This is a genomic window from Pseudoalteromonas sp. THAF3, from assembly GCF_009363775.1.
Lineage (GTDB): Bacteria > Pseudomonadota > Gammaproteobacteria > Enterobacterales > Alteromonadaceae > Pseudoalteromonas > Pseudoalteromonas ruthenica.
The window spans coordinates 562,691-580,243 of sequence record NZ_CP045419.1 but is presented as its reverse complement, the minus strand read 5'-3'; the positions used below and the strand labels follow the sequence as shown (position 1 = coordinate 580,243).

General features: G+C 48.8%; 13 protein-coding genes. 8 read left to right on the top strand and 5 right to left on the bottom strand.

Annotated features, from left to right (window positions below; translation table 11 throughout):
- Nucleotides 1-2,553, top strand: a complete 2,553-nt coding sequence (locus FIU82_RS17745; RefSeq protein WP_152441800.1) for an exo 1,3/1,4-beta-D-glucan glucohydrolase — start codon at nucleotides 1-3, stop codon at nucleotides 2,551-2,553.
- A 42-nt stretch (nucleotides 2,554-2,595) separates the two neighbouring features.
- Here the strand turns inward: FIU82_RS17745 and FIU82_RS17740 are convergent, their stop codons facing one another.
- Nucleotides 2,596-3,147, bottom strand: a complete 552-nt coding sequence (locus tag FIU82_RS17740) for an isoprenylcysteine carboxylmethyltransferase family protein (RefSeq protein ID WP_253946377.1) — start codon at nucleotides 3,145-3,147, stop codon at nucleotides 2,596-2,598.
- 279 nt (nucleotides 3,148-3,426) lie between these two features.
- Between FIU82_RS17740 and FIU82_RS17735 the strand changes: the two genes are divergently transcribed.
- On the top strand, nucleotides 3,427-3,618 hold the full coding sequence (locus tag FIU82_RS17735; RefSeq protein WP_022944803.1) for a DUF3185 family protein: 192 nt from the start codon (nucleotides 3,427-3,429) through the stop codon (nucleotides 3,616-3,618).
- Between the two features lie 538 nt (nucleotides 3,619-4,156).
- Here FIU82_RS17735 and FIU82_RS17730 read toward each other — a convergent pair.
- Nucleotides 4,157-4,645 (bottom strand): hypothetical protein, encoded by a 489-nt coding sequence (locus FIU82_RS17730; protein WP_152441798.1) that lies wholly within the window; start codon nucleotides 4,643-4,645, stop codon nucleotides 4,157-4,159.
- An 8-nt stretch (nucleotides 4,646-4,653) separates the two neighbouring features.
- Nucleotides 4,654-4,977: a DUF5675 family protein gene (locus FIU82_RS18770; RefSeq protein WP_253946376.1), complete on the bottom strand. Its 324-nt coding sequence runs from the start codon at nucleotides 4,975-4,977 to the stop codon at nucleotides 4,654-4,656.
- A 565-nt stretch (nucleotides 4,978-5,542) separates the two neighbouring features.
- Here FIU82_RS18770 and FIU82_RS17725 point away from each other — a divergent pair.
- Genes FIU82_RS17725 through FIU82_RS17705 form a run of 5 tightly spaced genes read left to right on the top strand, consistent with a single transcriptional unit; the run spans nucleotide 5,543 to nucleotide 12,532 of the window.
- Nucleotides 5,543-6,730, top strand: coding sequence for an HlyD family secretion protein (locus tag FIU82_RS17725; protein ID WP_253946375.1), 1,188 nt, complete (start codon nucleotides 5,543-5,545; stop codon nucleotides 6,728-6,730).
- A gap of 12 nt (nucleotides 6,731-6,742) precedes the next feature.
- Nucleotides 6,743-7,474, top strand: coding sequence for an ABC transporter ATP-binding protein (locus FIU82_RS17720; RefSeq protein WP_152441796.1), 732 nt, complete (start codon nucleotides 6,743-6,745; stop codon nucleotides 7,472-7,474).
- Entirely contained in the window at nucleotides 7,471-9,900 is a 2,430-nt protein-coding gene (locus tag FIU82_RS17715; RefSeq protein WP_152441795.1) for an ABC transporter permease, read from the top strand. Before FIU82_RS17720 ends, FIU82_RS17715 begins: the two co-directional genes overlap by 4 nt.
- A gap of 47 nt (nucleotides 9,901-9,947) precedes the next feature.
- Nucleotides 9,948-11,258: a sigma-54 dependent transcriptional regulator gene (locus tag FIU82_RS17710; RefSeq protein ID WP_152441794.1), complete on the top strand. Its 1,311-nt coding sequence runs from the start codon at nucleotides 9,948-9,950 to the stop codon at nucleotides 11,256-11,258.
- Entirely contained in the window at nucleotides 11,258-12,532 is a 1,275-nt protein-coding gene (locus tag FIU82_RS17705) for a PAS domain-containing sensor histidine kinase (protein ID WP_152441793.1), read from the top strand. Before FIU82_RS17710 ends, FIU82_RS17705 begins: the two co-directional genes overlap by 1 nt.
- On the opposite strand, the gene FIU82_RS17700 is transcribed toward FIU82_RS17705, so the two are convergent.
- Nucleotides 12,519-13,391, bottom strand: coding sequence for a cyclase family protein (locus FIU82_RS17700; RefSeq protein WP_172972755.1), 873 nt, complete (start codon nucleotides 13,389-13,391; stop codon nucleotides 12,519-12,521). The two genes, FIU82_RS17705 and FIU82_RS17700, sit on opposite strands and share 14 nt — an antisense overlap.
- A gap of 148 nt (nucleotides 13,392-13,539) precedes the next feature.
- Between FIU82_RS17700 and FIU82_RS17695 the strand changes: the two genes are divergently transcribed.
- Nucleotides 13,540-15,540 (top strand): spermidine synthase, encoded by a 2,001-nt coding sequence (locus tag FIU82_RS17695; RefSeq protein ID WP_152441791.1) that lies wholly within the window; start codon nucleotides 13,540-13,542, stop codon nucleotides 15,538-15,540.
- Nucleotides 15,541-15,575: 35 nt separating this feature from the next.
- On the opposite strand, the gene FIU82_RS17690 is transcribed toward FIU82_RS17695, so the two are convergent.
- Nucleotides 15,576-17,366: a PKD domain-containing protein gene (locus FIU82_RS17690; RefSeq protein ID WP_152441790.1), complete on the bottom strand. Its 1,791-nt coding sequence runs from the start codon at nucleotides 17,364-17,366 to the stop codon at nucleotides 15,576-15,578.
- Between the last annotated feature and the right edge of the window lie 187 nt (nucleotides 17,367-17,553).

The window sequence follows — 17,553 nt, the reverse complement described above, 5'->3', positions numbered from 1 at the left end:
ATGACAGGTAAAATAAAATATCTAGCCGTCAGCGTGGCGGCATTGGTACTCGGTGCTTGCTCTGAGCAACCACACACCAGTGGCTCAGTCGCTACACCAATCAATAACGACGCTATCTGGCCGAAGAGCGAAAGCACCGTGGCTGAACATCACGATGTGGAAGCGCAAGTTGAAAAGATTTTGGCGGGTATGACGCTGGAACAAAAAATCGCGCAGATGATCCAACCAGAGATCCGCGACATCAGCGTTGAAGACATGCGTCGCTACGGGTTTGGCTCTTACCTCAATGGAGGCGGTGCCTTTCCCAATAACGACAAGCACGCCAAGGTCAGTGATTGGGTTGCGCTCGCTGAAAAAATGTATCAAGCCTCTGTCGATGACTCGCTTGATGGCAGCACCATACCGACGATGTGGGGAACCGATGCAGTGCATGGCCACAATAATGTGATTGGTGCGACCTTGTTCCCGCATAACATTGGTCTTGGCGCCGCTAATAACCCTGAACTCATAGAAAAGATTGCCCGTATCACCGCCAAAGAGGTGCTGGCAACGGGTATCGATTGGGTCTTTGCGCCAACGGTAGCGGCAGTGCGAGATGATCGCTGGGGCCGCACCTATGAAGGTTACTCGGAAGACCCTGAAATAATTCGTGACTACGCCCATGCGATTGTCACTGGCTTACAAGGCAAACCGGGCGAAGGCTTTTTGGGTGAAGGCCAAGTGATCAGCACAGTAAAGCACTTTGTTGGCGATGGCGGCACCGTTAATGGCGACGACCAGGGTGATAACATCAGCTCTGAAGAGCAGCTCTTTAACATTCATGCTGGCGGCTATGTTGGCGGTTTAAACGCTGGGGCGCAATCAGTGATGGCCTCTTTTAATAGTTGGCATGGCGAAAAAATCCACGGCAGCAAGTATCTGCTTACCGAAGTACTAAAAGAAAAGATGGGCTTTGATGGCTTTGTTGTCGGAGACTGGAATGGTCACGGCCAAGTAAAGGGCTGTAGTAACGATAGCTGTGCTCAGTCAATCAATGCCGGACTGGATATCTTTATGGTGCCCGGTGATTGGAAAGCATTGTACAACAACACCTTAGCGCAGGTAAAAAGCGGCGAAATTGCCACCAGCCGGATCGATGATGCGGTGCGTCGCATCCTTCGGGTAAAGCTGCGAGCCGGATTATTTTCCAAGCCTAGCCCAGCTCAACGCCAATACGCCAATAACACCGATTTGATTGGCCAGCAAGCGCACCGCGAAGTAGCGCGTCAGGCGGTACGGGAATCACTGGTGTTACTAAAGAACAAAGGCCAGTTGCTGCCGCTTAAAAGGCAACAGCGGGTGCTCGTTGCTGGCGACGCTGCCGACAATATCGGTAAGCAGTCTGGAGGGTGGACCATCACTTGGCAAGGCACAAACAACGAGAATAAAGACTTTCCAGGCGGCTCGTCTATTTGGGATGGAATCCAAGCCCAAGTTACGCAAGGTGGTGGGCAGGCCGTGCTCAGTGTTGATGGTAGCTACCAACAAAAGCCTGATGTGGCCATTGTGGTGTTTGGCGAAGATCCCTATGCCGAAGGTCATGGCGACCGTGCAACTCTGGAGTACCAGAGCGGCGATAAGCGCGATCTAGCGCTGCTTAAACGCCTCAAACAACAAGGTATTGCCGTCGTGTCAGTGTTTATCAGTGGCCGACCTATGTGGGTCAACCCCGAGCTCAACGCCTCTGATGCTTTCGTAGCTGCTTGGTTGCCGGGCTCAGAAGGCCAAGCGGTGGCCGATGTGCTGTTTCGCGATGCTCAAGACCAGGTACAATACGATTTTAGCGGTCGGTTAAGCTACTCCTGGCCAAAAACCCCCTCACAGATTGTTAATCGCGGTGATAGCGATTATCAGCCCTTGCTACCTTATGGTTTTGGCCTCAGCTATGGCGATGACAATGTCTTAAGCGATGAGCTTAATGAGCAAGTTCGCACCGAGGGCGCACAACAGCACGATGTTGCCCTATTTACTGGTACCGTGCAAAAACCGTGGCAGATGGCGCTTTATTCTGGCGAACAAGTGCTCCCTGTGAGTGCCAATACTCACACCTTGGGGGCACTGAGCTATCGCACTATTGATAAACAAGTGCAAGAAGATGCCCGCAAGCTAAGCTTTGATGGCAGCGCTCGCGCAGGCATGCGCCTAGCCAGCGAAAGCTACTTCCGCGAAGACTTACAAGCCAAGCTGGGCAGCGAGGCGGTGTTGAGCATGCAGGTCAGGGTTGAACAAGCATCCAGTGCTGCGGTGAAGGTGATCATGAATTGTGAGAGCGAAGGCGACACCCCGGGCGCATGCCACAGCGAAGTCGATATCAGTGAGCAACTGCATACCCTGCCCGCTAATACGTGGCAGGCACTCAGTATTGATAGCCAATGCTTTACAAAGCAAGGGTTTAAACTTGCTCACACCGTAGTGCCGTTTGAGCTTACGACGCAGGGCAAGTTGATAGTCAGCGTTGCCGATATTCGGCTGCAGAAACAAACGGATAAAGGTGCAACCATCAGTTGCCCTTAATCAGCGCTTATAAAAAGAAAGCGGCCTTGAGCCGCTTTCTTTTTATATCCAGCGCCGTACTTGGCGTTGATAAGTTCGGTAACGCTCACCGAATACCGAACATAAATGCGCCTCTTCAGCTTGGGTTTGTCGATACAAAGTGAGCCAACCGACAATAAGACACAACAGTGAGAACGCCGAAGGCAAAGCCATAAAAAAGCCTAGCTGCGCTATGCCAACCCCAACAAACATAGGGTTACGGGAGATGCTATAAACCCCTTGGGTTTGCAGCAGCTGCGGCCCTTGGCGGTCAATACCACTGCGCCAGTGACGATTAAGGTTTAGGTTAATCAGCGCCACACTAATAAAACCGCCTGTCATCAATGCCGTGCCGATAATAATAACAGTACTGTTTTGATATAGCGGTTGCAAAATTCCAAGATAACTATCCGCTTGCGGCCAAGGCCAGCGGATCAGGCACACTAACCAAATAGTGATGCGAAACACCCGAAAGGCCATGTGATTCCACCAGTCGCCACAATAGGCTTGCCCAGGAAAAATCAACTCTTCGCCATGTTTGCGCTTTAAAAGCACGATGCGCAATGTGTAAAACACAGCCACGCAAGTGAAAAATATCGCTAAATAGCCTCGGGTGAAGGCCTGCAAAGCGTCTAAATTAATACTGAAAATAACGGTCCCTTATCGTAAAAACGACACCCCCCTCAGGCATGAGCGGTGCAAGAATTGAAAAGTGTTAAGATACAAAAAGATAGCACGGTTCATTTAAAACATTAAATACATTGCACATTCATCTGCATTGCATACACTGAATATCAGGCGAGCGAATGCTTGTTCGCTGCAATGAACAATAATCAATAACAATGGAGTTCATTTATGAATGGCAAAATTCTTGGCATTATTTTAATCGTGGTCGGTGTTGCCTTAGTTGCCTGGGGTTATAACGTCTATGATGCAGTAGAGGCTCAGCTAACCCGTACTTTTAGTGGCGACACCCCAATAGAGGCATGGATTGGCATGGTCGGCGGTGCTATCTGCGTGGCTGTAGGTGTTTTTAAACTAAAATAACGCCCAGTGCGGGCAACCCAGCCCGCCTTTGACACTTACTTTATTCAGCGCCTTTCTTTAATGGCAAAGTAAACACTTTGTTACCTATACACACTCACTTCACTATAAAATGCTCAGCGACTCACCACTTGTTAACGAATCAGCGCTGCCCTTTTTTCAACCAAAAAGTAGTAAGTGGTTGTAAAATAACTGCTTACCTAAAAAGCCTCTCCGTTTCTATACTGAGAATGAAATTACTCTAACGATGTGAACGGGCAAATTGGGGGGCTTTCTTCTTTGGAGTGAACTGACTGCCGATGCAGCTTGGGTGTTCTTTTTAACTATTTTATTGAAGAAGGTCCAATAGTGTTAACTGATTTGCTGCGGCTGAACAGGTCAACCGTCTTTTTTGACCTCCGAGTTAGTACTATTCTGATAAAGAGACCTGAAGAGTAAATAGAAAACAACTGATTTTTTGTAGTTTATCAACAGTCCTAAGGAGCCTGTATGTTGAGTAATAGTATCACTTCACACACTAGCTCCCTGATTTGATTAAGCACTAATTAACCGTTCTGACTTCGGTTACTTCGAGCTGTTTAAGAAGTTTATTGACGAATGGCTTAAGCTGGTGATCGCTTCTCTGTGAAAAAGAGGACATTGACTCAGCTAATTGCACTTTTAATGACGTTAATTCATCAAAGCTCTCACCTGAGAAATCCATGAATACAATCCCATTAAACTGAGAAAGCCAGCGATCAAATGAGTCGGGATTGTCAGCCAACATAGGCAGCATAATATCAGGGTGATGGATAAGAGCCATTATTATTGGAATTGATACTTCAGCTGTTGTTGCTCCATCTCTGTGGTACCAAATCTCAACTAAAGTATTTGTAACAGGGATAAGCTCATAAGACTTATCTCTGGATACTGTTTCTTCAACCTTGTCGTAGTTGTTTAGTAGCCACGAAAGATTATTTTCATTTTTCAATGATGTTGCATGAGCTGATAAAGAAAAAATTGAAAACACTAAAAAAATAATTTTACTCATTGCAATTCCTACCTATCGAACTCATTAGTGATAATAACGTTTATTTGCTCTGACTGTGAAATTGCAGAAAAGATCTCACTCAGTGCTTTTCTACTATTACCTACATAATAGTGTTTGTCAGCTTGAACTCCCCATGATTTGCCAGGCATTAAGCAGCCCTCGGTGTTTTCATGGTAATTACCTGCATGAATCAGGATCTTTGTTCGACCAGGAACTCCTTGTAACTCATAAACACCTGGATACCTCTTTGAAGAGTAAATTTCGCGTTTGCGTTTACTCGTAAAACTTCCCGCCGGCCAACTGAGTTGTTTAATTACCGCAATCAGTATCATGTTTATTCTACTACCCTTGTTAGCAGATTTAGGAAGAGCTGACCAGTGAAGGTATCGGCGCTATAGACCTAGCAATATGGACATATAAATTACTATTTAGGCTCTAAGCAGGGTGCGAAGGCTACTTGCTCAAACGAATCCCTCTTCTTCGCCCTTAGATAACGTAAAGGGGGTTTACAGTAGAAGCCTACCAGCTTGTATCATCAACTACCACGAATTGCAGGTGCATTATCAGCAAAAAAAGGCTTGGGCTCGATTAATGAAGCAGTAACTTCCTATTTAATGACAGCTTATCCGCTCGTCCAGGCTCATTCTAGCGTAGCTGACGTACAACGCTCATTTAACACATTTGATTCCCACTTTTACTATTGCGCTCTCCCACAGGCGGGAAAAACCAGCGCCACATATATAAAATACTTATATATTTCATAGTTTTAAAAACTGGCACAGCTTTCGCTAAAGGCTAGGTATCGTATTCATTTACCTGTTGTCATCTATGGACATCAAGCACAGCTTAGCGAAAAACAAAACCTCCTCGCGCCGGCCTTTAATCTATGGGGCAGCCTTGGCTGTTCTGATCATTATAACGGCGAGTATCGGCTTTTCATGGCGCAGCCAAAGTATTAACCTCAATGCCCTGACGCTTGCCACCGTGCAGCAAGGCCCTCTCAATACGCAGGTATCGGGGTATGGCGAACTGCGCTCTAAATACACACGGTTTTTAACCGCCAACCACCAAGCCCAAGTTGAGCAGGTGGTATTACGCCCCGGCGCACGCGTCACCAAAGACGATGTTATTTTACGCCTTAGCAACCCGAGCTTGGAGCAGCAATTAAACCGAGCCCGTCTTGCTTTAGCACGACAACGAGCCAACTTTGAGGCATTAAAGCTTGCCCAGCAAAGCGAGCAACTTACTGCCCAAGGTAATCTCACCTTGCTAAAAAGCGAGCTCGCCGGAGCCAAACTGCGCGCTCAAGCTGAAGGCCAGCTCATAGCCGAGGGCATCGTCTCGATGCTTGATCATAAGCGCTCGCAGCTACGCGTTGCGCAGCTGAGTGAGCGGGTGGCGTTGAGCGAGCAACAAATGCAGCAGATGCAGGCTTTACATCAAAAGCGTTTAGATGTTGAAAGTGAATTGGTTGAGGAGTTTAGTTTAGCCTTTGCCAGTGCCCAAGCCGATGTCGACAAGTTGCAGGTGCGTGCCGGCATCAATGGCATGCTGCAACAGTTGCATGTTGAACAAGGTCAATCGGTTCAAGTGGGCGCACCGCTGGCCGTGGTTGGCAGCGAACATGAATTGCTAGCCGATTTACTGGTCAACGAGCGCGATGCCAGTCAGATCGTGGTCGGCCAGCAGGCGATCATCGATACCTTTACGGATACAGTAGCTGCACAGGTCAGCCGCATCGACCCTATTGTCCGTGACGGCCGCGTTGCCATCGAACTCGAGCTGGCAGCGGATTTACCTAGCAACGCCCGCCCGGCGTTGACCATCGAAGGCGAGATCATCATCGATACTTTAGAACATGCTCGGCACTTGCGCCGCCCCAGTTATGTCGATGCCGAGCAAAGGCGTCCGTTATTTATCGTTGACCCCGCCGCAAATCAATTAGTCCAAGCCGAGCTGGAGTTTGGTAAACTCGCAGGAGACAGCATAGAGCTGCGCAGCGCGTTGCCTGCTGGCACTCAAGTTGTGATTTCGGATATGGGCGAATACATGCACTTACAAAAACTAACAACCGTTTCCCATTAACAGGATGTCATTATGCAAACCAAGCCAATCATTGAATTACAACAAGTGTCGAAGGTATACACCAGCGACGATGTCGAAACCCATGCGCTACGCAATATCGACCTCAAAATCTATAAAGGCGATTATGTTGCCATCAGCGGCCCTTCTGGCTGTGGCAAATCCACCCTGTTGAGCCTAATGGGGCTGCTCGATGATATTAACGCTGGCTGCTATTACATTGAGGGCGTGGACACCCAAAGCCTCGATATGGATACCCAAGCCGAACTAAGAAACTTGCATATAGGGTTCATTTTTCAATCGTTTAACCTTATTGATGAGCTGAGTGTCTTTGCCAATGTAGCCTTACCCTTGCAGTACCGCGAGCCGGCCTTAAGTAAAGATGAAATACGCCAACGTGTGGAGCACGCGCTCGCCCAAGTGGAGATCAGCCACCGCGCCGGGCATCGCCCAAACCAACTCAGTGGTGGTCAGCAGCAGCGTGTCGCCATCGCTCGAGCGCTGGCGGGCACACCCAGTATCTTGCTGGTCGATGAGCCAACCGGCAACCTCGATTCTAAAAATGGCGATGCGGTAATGGCTTTGTTAAGCGAGCTAAACCAACAAGGCACCACCATATGCATGGTCACCCACGACCCCCGCTATGCCGGTTATGCCAAAAAACAAATCAAATTACTCGATGGCGAAATGATGCACCGTGATGCAGGCCTACGCAATGAGGCCAATACCGAGCTGGAGGCCGTATGATGACCCGCTTACGCATGCATTTACATATGGCTCTGCTGTCGCTGCGCCAAACGCCCGGTTTTGTTGCTGCGGTGGTAGCAACCTTAGCCATCACTCTGGCGTGTTTTTTCGTGGTGATGAGCTTATTCAGTAGCTATTTTGTGGCGCCCCTCAATGTTGAACAAGAATCACGTTTAGTCATTGTCGAGCAAGACAATATCTACCCGGATTACAACAGCCCGGGGTTTCAAAGTTTTCAATCGGTGCTGCATTGGTATGAAACACAAACCTCCTTTAGCCGCCAGGCCTTAGTGAACTCCGGTGAAGATGTCATCAGTAACCTGCCCGGGGAGCCACGTATCGCCATCACCTATGCCAGTGACGGCTACTTTGAGCTGTTTCGTGTGCCTTTAGCATTAGGACAGCATATGAGCCGACAACAGCGTGTGCAGGAGCCGCTGGATGAAGTGCTGATCTCTTATGACTTTTGGCAACGTTATTACGGCGGCGATGACAATGTGATTGGGCAAACCTTAGTGAAGCTAGATAAGCACTATCGCATTGTCGGTGTGGTTGCCAAAAACTACCAAGATCCCTATATGTTCAACCGGGGTGACAATCAGCTGTGGTTCAAATTTAGCGCGGATGCGCGCTACTTTAACGATGACAACCCAAGCGCTTGGTGGAACCTATTTCGGGGTATGAAACTAGTGGGCGTGCTTAAACCCGGGGCCACCAAAGCTTCAACTGAAGCCGAGCTTTACCAAAGTATTCAGGAAATTAAAGCGCAGTGGAAAGAGGAGTTTGACGAACTGGATGACCTCAAACCCATTGTCACTCCCTTTCGCCAAGCCGAGTTGGGCGACAACGACGATTTGGCGATTATGCTCCTTGCCGGAGTCACAGGGTTAGTGCTTATTGCGCTGTTAAATGTCAGCAACTTATTTATCGCCCGCGCCGTAGCCAAGCATAAAACACTGGCGTTACAAGCGGTGTTGGGGGCTAAACGTAAAACCCTCTTTGCCAGTATTTTAAGTGAAACCTTCGTGCTTATGGCCTCCGCCGTAGCCATCGCCTTATTTATCGCCGCCTGGGGCGTGAAGCTCTTTAAGTGGGTGAGCAGCGGGCATTTGCCACTGGTTCACACCGTCGGCATTGATATTACCGTGGTTTCCAGCGCACTGATTCTCTGCATCTTATTGGCCTTGCTCTTTGCTTGGATCACCAGTCGCCTGATTAACTTTAAGCAGTTACGCTCACAGGTACAGTCCTCTGGTAAAGGGGCGGTCAGCCAAGTCAGCATGCGCACCGTAAAATGGATGATTGCTATTCAGCTGTTCCTCGCCACCAGTTTAGTGATAACGGCGACCATGGTGCTGCACAAAAGTGTGGAAACATTGCAGCGGCCACTGGGTAGCCGAGTTGATAACATTTACCAAGTGATGGTGTTTATCGAAAAAAATCGGGATGAGCTCAGCAAACGCTACGATGATTTACAAAAATTCCTTCACGCCGCAGAGCAAATTCCCGGAGTCAAAGCAGTTGCACACGGGCAAAGCCCAGTTGATAGAGGCAAACGCGCCAGCACCATTACCGATATGTCCGGCAAAGGCTCTATTTTCATCCCGCAAACTTGGGTTGGCCAAGATTACTTCGAATTTACCGGGTTGAAAATTATTGAGGGCCGTAATTTTAGTGAGGCGGCTATTCGCGGCGAAAAGCATGAGTTCTTGGTCACCAAAGCGGTGAATGATTTGCTTAAGCCGGAAGGCTCACTGATTGGCGAGAAGTTTTACAGCTTCGACCCTGACAACCCAGTAGAAGTGGTTGGCATCACCGAAAACTTTAACCACCCCAAGTTCTATGATGAGGACCTAGGACGGCATTTATGGTGGCCTGCTCAGCCTTATGGCTTTGCGATCATGATAGAGATGCAACCTGGCCAGCAGCTGCAAAGAGAAACAGTATTTCAAGCCATGCAGCAGGTCAGTAACCGTGCCGGCATATGGACTTTTAAGTCTTTAGAGGAGCAATACGCAGCCATCACTCATTTAGACAAAGTGACCTTGATGCTGTGCACTGCACTGGGCATATTTACCCTGTTGCTCGCCGGTATCGGTATTTATGGGGTGCTCAGTTATAACCTCAGATTACGTCGCTATGAACTGGGTATGCGCATGGCCTTAGGTGCCAAACGTAAATTGTTATATCGTCAACTTATTAAGGATACTATTATGCCGTTGGTTGCTGCATTTTTATTGGCCCTGGGAATATCCTTGGGCGGTTACATCCTATTTCAACAGTCGGTGATGCTGTGGCTGTCTCTCAATCCGCTGTGGTTGCTTTTCGTCAGCGCTGCAATTATCGTTTTCGCACTGGCTTCGGTCATCTGGCCCATGCGACAACTAATACATGACAAGCCCATGGCGGCATTAAAACAACAATAAAGAATCAGGGGGCCCTGCGCCCCTTAGTTATTAGGAATACCCTGTACATGGCACGTATACTTATAATTGACGATCAGAGCGATGTGCGCCTAAGCGCCCGCATTGCGCTTGAGAGTGATAATCACCACTGCATAGAGGCTGACTCTCCCACAGCCGCGCTCAGCCAGCTTAACCGCCATCAGGTTGATTTAGTCTTACTGGACATGAATTTCACCAAGGACACCACCTCTGGCAAAGAAGGCTTGGCCTTTCTCGATAGCTTACGGCAATGTTCTCGGCGCATCGCGGTGGTGGTGATCACCGCCTATGCCAATGTCGAATTAGCCGTCAAAGCAATGCAATTAGGGGCTTGTGATTTTGTTGAAAAACCCTGGCAAAACCGCCGTTTAGTCAATGCTGTGCGCAAGCATTTGCCTCATGACAATAGCGATGCCAATGACCGCTTTCTGGCCTTTTCAAAAAAGACGCAAACCTTGATTGAAAACGCCAAGCGTATTGCTGCAACCAACGCCAATGTACTCATTACCGGTGAGAATGGCACCGGTAAAAGTATGCTGGCTAAGCTCATCCACCAGCATAGCGATAAAGCCGATGCGCCCTTTGTCAGCGTCAATATGGCCGCTATCCCGGAGAACCTCTTCGAAAGTGAGTTATTCGGCCACAGTAAAGGCGCGTTCACCGATGCCAAAGAAGCGCGTACCGGGCGCTTTACCCTGGCGCAATCGGGCACTTTGGTTTTAGATGAAATAGGCACCTTGCCCCTGGCGCTGCAAGCGAAGTTATTACGGGTATTAGAAAGTGGCGAATACGAGGTGCTCGGCAGCTCCACCACCTTGCACAGCGATGCGCGGGTGATCTCTGCCACTAATGCCGATTTACAAGCGGCCATTGCTGGCGGTGATTTTCGCCAAGACCTACTGTACCGACTCAATACCTTGGTCCTTACTTTGCCGCCGCTGCGCCAACGCAGTGACGAGCTCGCCAGCCTTGCCGAGCATTTTATTCGCATCCACTGCCAGCGTTACCAGCTGCCTGTAAAAACCTTAAACCGCTGTGCCCTAGACAAACTTAGCGCCTATCAGTGGCCAGGAAACATGCGCGAGCTCTCACATGTGTTGGAGCGCAGTGTGATCATGAGCGACACTGATAGCCTCAGCGCTGAGCATATCGCCTTGCAACCTCACCAAGATATTGATTCGAGCCTACCGCTAATGAACTTAGAGGAAGCGGAAAAACGCATGATCAGCAACGCCATCGCTCATTTTGACGGTAATGTGGTCGCCGCCGGTGAGTTTTTAGGGTTGAGCAAATCCGCCATGTACCGACGCTTAGATAAATATCAGCTGGGCAACCAATAATGGCGCGCTCAAGCTCTTTAGAGCGACGCTTTATCATCCTTGCAGCCATCCCGCTAGGCACCCTATTGGTGCTGTTATTGGCCATCGGTGTTTACCTGCAATTGGATACACTGAGCCAAGTAACGCTGCTATTGTTGGTTCTAGGCCCCTGTATTTGGGCGCTCTGTAGTTTGTACCAAACCGTGTTCGACGCTTTTGATAGCGTCGCGGTGCAGCTAGATAGCCTCGCGAATGAGGAATTTACAGTGTGGCATTTTGCCCGGTATCGACATGGGCGCATTTATGCTTTGAAAGAGGATTTGCGCCGTATTGCCACCCGCATTAGTAATAAGCGTGCAGAATACGCGCACCACGAAAGCTTTGTGTTTGACTTGGTAAACGAGCTGCACTCGCCAGTGGTGGTGCTTGATGGCCATGCTCAGGTGTATCATGCTAACCCAGCGGCATTAGCCCACTACCATCAAGATTCACTGCTAGGAGTAGCGACCAAAGAACTTGGCTTGTATCGTTATCAGCATCAATGGCAGTTGCATCAAGGGCAGCATCAACCACGCTACAAAATTGACTGTCATAACCTAAAGCGAGGCGCTCGTCATTATCAACTCTTGGTCTATGTGTCGATTGAACAGCCCCTAAGAAGCACCGAAAAAGAGGCCTGGCAAAAGCTGGTCAAAGTACTGAATCATGAAGTGCGTAACTCGCTGACGCCAATTTATTCGTTAACCCAGTCGCTGCGCGAGCAGCAACAGGCGCACTCATTGCAAGCGCAAATGCTTGAGGTGATAGAAAAACGCGCGCAACATCTACTCAACTTTGTTGCCAGTTATTCAAAGCTATCGCAGCTGCCACAACCGCAACTGCAAGCGATACCAATCACCGAGCTGGTTAGCCGCTTACAGGTGCTGCTGCCACACATAGACATTGACTGCCAAAGCCACAGCGGCCGTTTATTAATCGACCCAGAGCAACTGGAGCAAGCATTGCTTAATTTGGTGCGTAATGCCGAGCAGGCCAATACCCTTAGCGGCACCGAAGGTATACGCTTAGCGATTAGTAAGCACAACCAGTGGCAACTCAAGCTGTATGATAATGGCCCTGGCATAGATAATCCCGATAACCTATTTGTGCCATTTTACTCCACCAAAACCCAAGGCACTGGCATTGGATTAGTATTAAGCAGAGAGATAATTAGAGCGCAAGGCGGTGAGTTAACACTTACAAACCATTCTCAAGGTGGGGCGTTAGCGCAAATATGTTTACCTAAGGCAAAATAGCAAAAGCATTCACCGCCATTCCCGTAGCTCCACGAACACGAGGCGGGTTTAGCACCAACATAAATTCATTGCTTTTGCCCTTTGCAAGCGCCTCGCTGAGCGCTTCTAAGTTAAGGTTTTCAACAATATAAATACCATGTTGTGCGAGTAAAATGCGGTGTGCGGGAAAACGCGTTCCATTCTCAGGCACCACCTCGAAACTCAGTTGATCAGAGCCTGCTAAGAATACATGTTGCTGTGCTAGCCACTGGGCCGCACTCTGCCCTGGGCCCGGGCGAGGCCCGAGGTAAGTTGCATTGTCAGTATTAAAAAACTGGCCAAAACCGGTGCGGATCAACACCGACATCCCAGCCTTAATGCGAACCTGTTGTGCTTTGGCTGTATCCTGCAAATCCTTTACGGTAATTTCGTATCCGCCAGGTAAGTGTGACACCCCTTTAAAACGCGCCACATCAAGTAACGCGGCACGATTAAGTAAGCGCTCGCGAGGATATTGCTCAATGCCAAGTTCCTTAAGGCCCTGAGCGCCATCGATAGCATCGGTGCTGATGCCACCATAGGCTTGGCCGTTGTGGCCAATATGGCCAATGGCATCAAGGTTGGGCGCGCCATGCTGGCCGCTAAAATACATAATGTCGGCGGCAAAAGAGAGCTCGGGGATCATCCCTTGGGTATCTTGATGATTATCCATCAGCGCCAACGCATAAGGGGGATTAAAACTCAAAAGCGGGGAGTTGTGATCCCACACATGATTGAGCTCAATAACGCGTGCTTTGGATAAACTCTCCAATAACTTAGCTTGGGCACCTAAACCGCTGTGAGTAAACATCAATGCAGCGAGTAACAGTATATATTTCATAGCGTTTCCCTGTTGTGATTGTGACATCCTGCTTGAGTATAGGCCAAAGCAAGAGCAACATGAGCGACTGTACAGCTCCTTTTCCCCATTATGGTTAAACATGGTACATTAGCGGGCGTTTTTTCGCTCACGTACTCATTCACCCCCTATGCTTGCAATTATTCTTGTATTTCTCAGTGCTTTTTTACTGTTTCAAGTCCAGCCGATCATGGCCAAAATGCTGTTACCAAGCTTTGGCGGCGGCACCCAAGTATGGACCGCTTGCCTGTTGTTTTTTCAAGCCTTTTTATTGGCCAGTTACGGCTATGCGCACCTACTCTCAAGCCGCTTTAAGTTAAAGAATCAGTTTATTGTCCACGGCTTGCTGCTGCTCGTAGGAGCTCTAGCATTACCTATTGGCACCCAAGCCTTAGCCGCCCCGGGTGCTCACCCAGCTTGGCAGGTGTTGTTGCAACTGAGTATTGCTGTAGGCTTACCCTACTTTGCCCTCGCCGCGACGGCCCCATTGATGCAAAGCTGGCAGGCAAAGGTCGATAACGAGCATGCCTATAAACTCTATAGCTACTCTAATATTGGCTCGTTTTTAGCCCTACTTTCTTACCCCTTTGCTATTGAGCCTTGGTTCGCTTTAGGCGATCAATCGTGGCTCTGGAGTGGGTTATTTGTGGCATTTGGCGTCGTTTTTTACGGTTATATGGCACGCTTTTATAATCAGGCGAAGCGTTTAGGTACTACCGAGCAAAGTGCGTTTCGTGGCGGGCTTCATCACAAATGGTTACTATGGTTAGCCCTGAGCGGCTGTGGGGTGATGATACTCACTGCCAGCACCAACGCCATTACGCAAAATGTCGCCCCGGTGCCGTTTTTATGGCTTTTACCGCTGGCGTTGTATTTACTGACCTTTGTTTTATGTTTCCACTCAACCAAGCTTTACCATCGGGTATTTTGGTTGGCGACCCTTTCGGTGTGCGCGCTTATCGCCTGCTTTTTGTTTTTCATTGGCAGCCAGTTCGATATTGTCAGCCAAGTAGTCCTGTATTCCTTAGTGCTGTTTGCCGCTTGCATGGTGTGCCATGGTGAGCTGGTTAAAGCCAAACCTAATACCGATTATCTCACGCAGTTTTACTTGTTAATGGCCCTAGGCGGGGCCTTAGGCACGGCGGCCATCACCTTTGTTGCGCCCCTCGTATTCACCTTGTATTACGAATACCCATTAGCCATTGCCATGGCCTTGATGCTGTTTGCTATCGCCGTGCTGCTTGATAAGCAGCACCAAAGATCGCCATGGTTAGCCGGCAGTGCGCTGGCCGGCGTGGCCATCTCGGCGCTGTTATTTCTATGGCTAGACAGTCAGTTTAAAAGTAATGATATTACCCGTTTGCGCAACTTTTACGGCTTGTTAACCGTGACTGAAGTTAATATAGACAACCGCGTTGAACGACGTCTGATTGATGGCACCACCACCCACGGTGTGGAAGTGTTGAGCGGCCCAGGACAAGGCGAGCCACAGAGTTACTACCGACAGCAAACCTTGGTTGGGCAAATGCTCTCACAGCTCTCGGCAAACGCCAAAGTCGGTTTTATCGGCTTGGGAGCGGGGACGTTGGCTGCTTATGGCAAGCCAGGCGATCACTACCATTTCTACGAGCTTAACCCCAATGTACTGGCAACGGCTAAAAGCCAATTTAGTTACTTAAACGCTTCAGCTGCGCAGCAGCATTATCACTTAGGTGATGGTCGCGTGACCTTATCTAAGCAACCCGCGCAGCGTTTTGATGCACTGGTGCTGGATGCCTTTAGCGGCGATGCCATCCCCATGCATTTGCTAACACAAGAGGCCACCGACCTGTATCTTAGTCATCTCAAGGATAACGGCTTGCTGGCGGTGCATATTTCCAATACCCATTTGGATTTAACACCTTTGATGCGCGGCTTGGCTGAGCATTTTGAATTAGCCATTGTTTACAACGAAAGTAAATCGCAACAGCGCCATGGCCACGATGTGCGCTGGGTCGTGCTTAGCCGCAGCGCTGAGCGTTTGGTATCGCTGCGCTCTAGTCAATCTCCTTGGCCAAGTACAACCACACCCTTTGTGTGGCGCGATGATTACAGTAACTTGTTGCAGGCGATGAAGTTTATGGGCGATTAACTTAAAAAAGGCGGGAATTCCCGCCTTTTCTTTGCCTACTCGACTATCAGCACCTTGGCATGCGGATAGGGCGTACGCACTATGCCATCATCGGCATAAACCTCAACTAAATACCAACCTGGATCACTGACCGTTATCGTGGTCTGTGCTGTGCTTGTCGATGAGAAAGTGGCAGTGGCATTTGTTGGCGGCTCGACTCGCCATTCGTAAGTCAGCGGATCGCCATCAGGATCGCCTGCGTTAACCACCAAACGAATGGGCTGATCCGCTTTCAGCTCATCCAATACCTGCATGCCAAGAATATAGGGCTGGCGATTGGTGCCCGCTTTAACCTGTACCGACATAACATGAGGCTCGCTCGAGAGTTCACCATCAGAGGCCGTTACGCTCAGCGTATAGGTACCTGCCTTATCGAATGTGAGGCTTACTTCATTGTTTTCTATATTGCTAAGCTGCGCCTCACTTTGTGCTGGTTTATTTATCAACTGCCACTGGTAAGTGAGTACATCACCATCTGGATCTTGGCCTTTGGCGATAAAAGAGGCTGTTTTATAAAGCTTCACTTGGCCCGATGATAGCTCGATTTGAGCACTAGGCGCACTATTAGACGATGTGACACGATGGATCAATGACTTTTGGCTCGTTAAAGCCCCATCAGACGCCTGCAGCGTTATTTTGTAATCGCCTGGGTCTTGCGCTAAAAAGGTGGCTTTGGCGCTGGTTTCATTCTCAAGATTGTATGTGGCGCCTTCTGGTGCTTCTATTTGCCATAAAAAGTCTAAGGTATCGCCATCAGGGTCCGTAGTTGCTGAGCCATCGAGCGTCACTTGCTGATAGGTTTTGCTTGAGCTTGGAGTGTTTAATAAGCGCACAAAGGGCGCGCCATTGTTAGCTGTTGCGGCGATCTCTTTGGTTGCCACAACATATTCTCCACTGCTTGCGGTGAGTCTCAGTTGTACTAAATAAGTACCGGCGGCATCTGCAGTGAAAAGCGCTTCAATAGCATCGTGAGTAGAGAGTTCGGCGCTGCTACCTTGGGGTTTACTCTTTAACTGCCAAGTAATTCCCACCCCTTCATACAGCTTGCTATTTACTGCGCTGAGTTTAATTTCGGTGCCCACTTTCACGCTGCTAGGGGCCGAAATCACCGGCTCTAAGGATTGTTCTTGAACAGTAACTGTGCCTTCGGTGCTGTGCTGTAACTCACCGTCATCAACAGTTAAGCGAATGGTATACTTGCCCGCTGATTGAGCCTTAAATAATGCCTGAACGCCGGTATGGGCACTAAGTTGAAACTCGGCAGAGCTATGTGCTTGCCACTCATAATTTAGCGTATCGTTATCCGCATCGAAGCTTGCTGAAGCATCTAAATGAATAGTTTCGTTCTTACCAAAATGTGTTTGCGCCAATTCAAAGCGCGCCACCGGCGCAGTATTATTGCTACTGTCAGCGACAGTAATGGTGGTTAGCACTTCACTGCTATTATTGTTGCCAGCGTCTACCACCAGCTTGAGCTGATAAGTCCCCGCGACAGTGGGTATAAAGGTAGGCTTCAACGTCTCTTTATCAGTGAGTTCAACTGCGCCATCTTCAGGCACACTGTGCCATTGCCAAGAAAAACTGCCGCCACGAGGGATCACACTTTGGGTCGCATCAAGCTGTATTCGTTGTCCTCGCTGAGCCTGAGTGACCGCAGCAACATGAGCCTTGGCCGATTGCGAGGTGTTCTCTACAACGGGTGTCGCATCCTTGTTACTGTCGCTTCCTCCACACCCCGATAGCGTTAAACAAAATAATGGGCAAAATAAAGCAAGTCCTTTGTACATTTCTATATCCTTATAAAGTTCCTATAAAAGGAATGCTACATTAAACTTATTTTAATTTCCATTGCAGTATCAATAAGATGATTAATTATTGATACTAATTCAAATCTGAAAAATACTAGATATATTGACTTTAATTATCACTGTGTAAAAGATAGACATTACTGACTTTGATAAAAAGGGATTGCCG

Bases quoted from the DNA above. Each gene is read 5' to 3' on its own strand.
- FIU82_RS17745 (WP_152441800.1), top strand. From the start codon at position 1: ATGACAGGTAAAATAAAATATCTAGCCGTCAGCGTGGCGGCATTGGTA.
- FIU82_RS17735 (WP_022944803.1), top strand. From the start codon at position 3,427: ATGAATGGCAAAATTCTTGGCATTATTTTAATCGTGGTCGGTGTTGCC.
- FIU82_RS17730 (WP_152441798.1), bottom strand. From the start codon at position 4,645: ATGAGTAAAATTATTTTTTTAGTGTTTTCAATTTTTTCTTTATCAGCT.
- FIU82_RS18770 (WP_253946376.1), bottom strand. From the start codon at position 4,977: ATGATACTGATTGCGGTAATTAAACAACTCAGTTGGCCGGCGGGAAGT.
- FIU82_RS17720 (WP_152441796.1), top strand. From the start codon at position 6,743: ATGCAAACCAAGCCAATCATTGAATTACAACAAGTGTCGAAGGTATAC.
- FIU82_RS17715 (WP_152441795.1), top strand. From the start codon at position 7,471: ATGATGACCCGCTTACGCATGCATTTACATATGGCTCTGCTGTCGCTG.
- FIU82_RS17710 (WP_152441794.1), top strand. From the start codon at position 9,948: ATGGCACGTATACTTATAATTGACGATCAGAGCGATGTGCGCCTAAGC.
- FIU82_RS17705 (WP_152441793.1), top strand. From the start codon at position 11,258: ATGGCGCGCTCAAGCTCTTTAGAGCGACGCTTTATCATCCTTGCAGCC.
- FIU82_RS17700 (WP_172972755.1), bottom strand. From the start codon at position 13,391: ATGAAATATATACTGTTACTCGCTGCATTGATGTTTACTCACAGCGGT.
- FIU82_RS17695 (WP_152441791.1), top strand. From the start codon at position 13,540: ATGCTTGCAATTATTCTTGTATTTCTCAGTGCTTTTTTACTGTTTCAA.
- FIU82_RS17690 (WP_152441790.1), bottom strand. From the start codon at position 17,366: ATGTACAAAGGACTTGCTTTATTTTGCCCATTATTTTGTTTAACGCTA.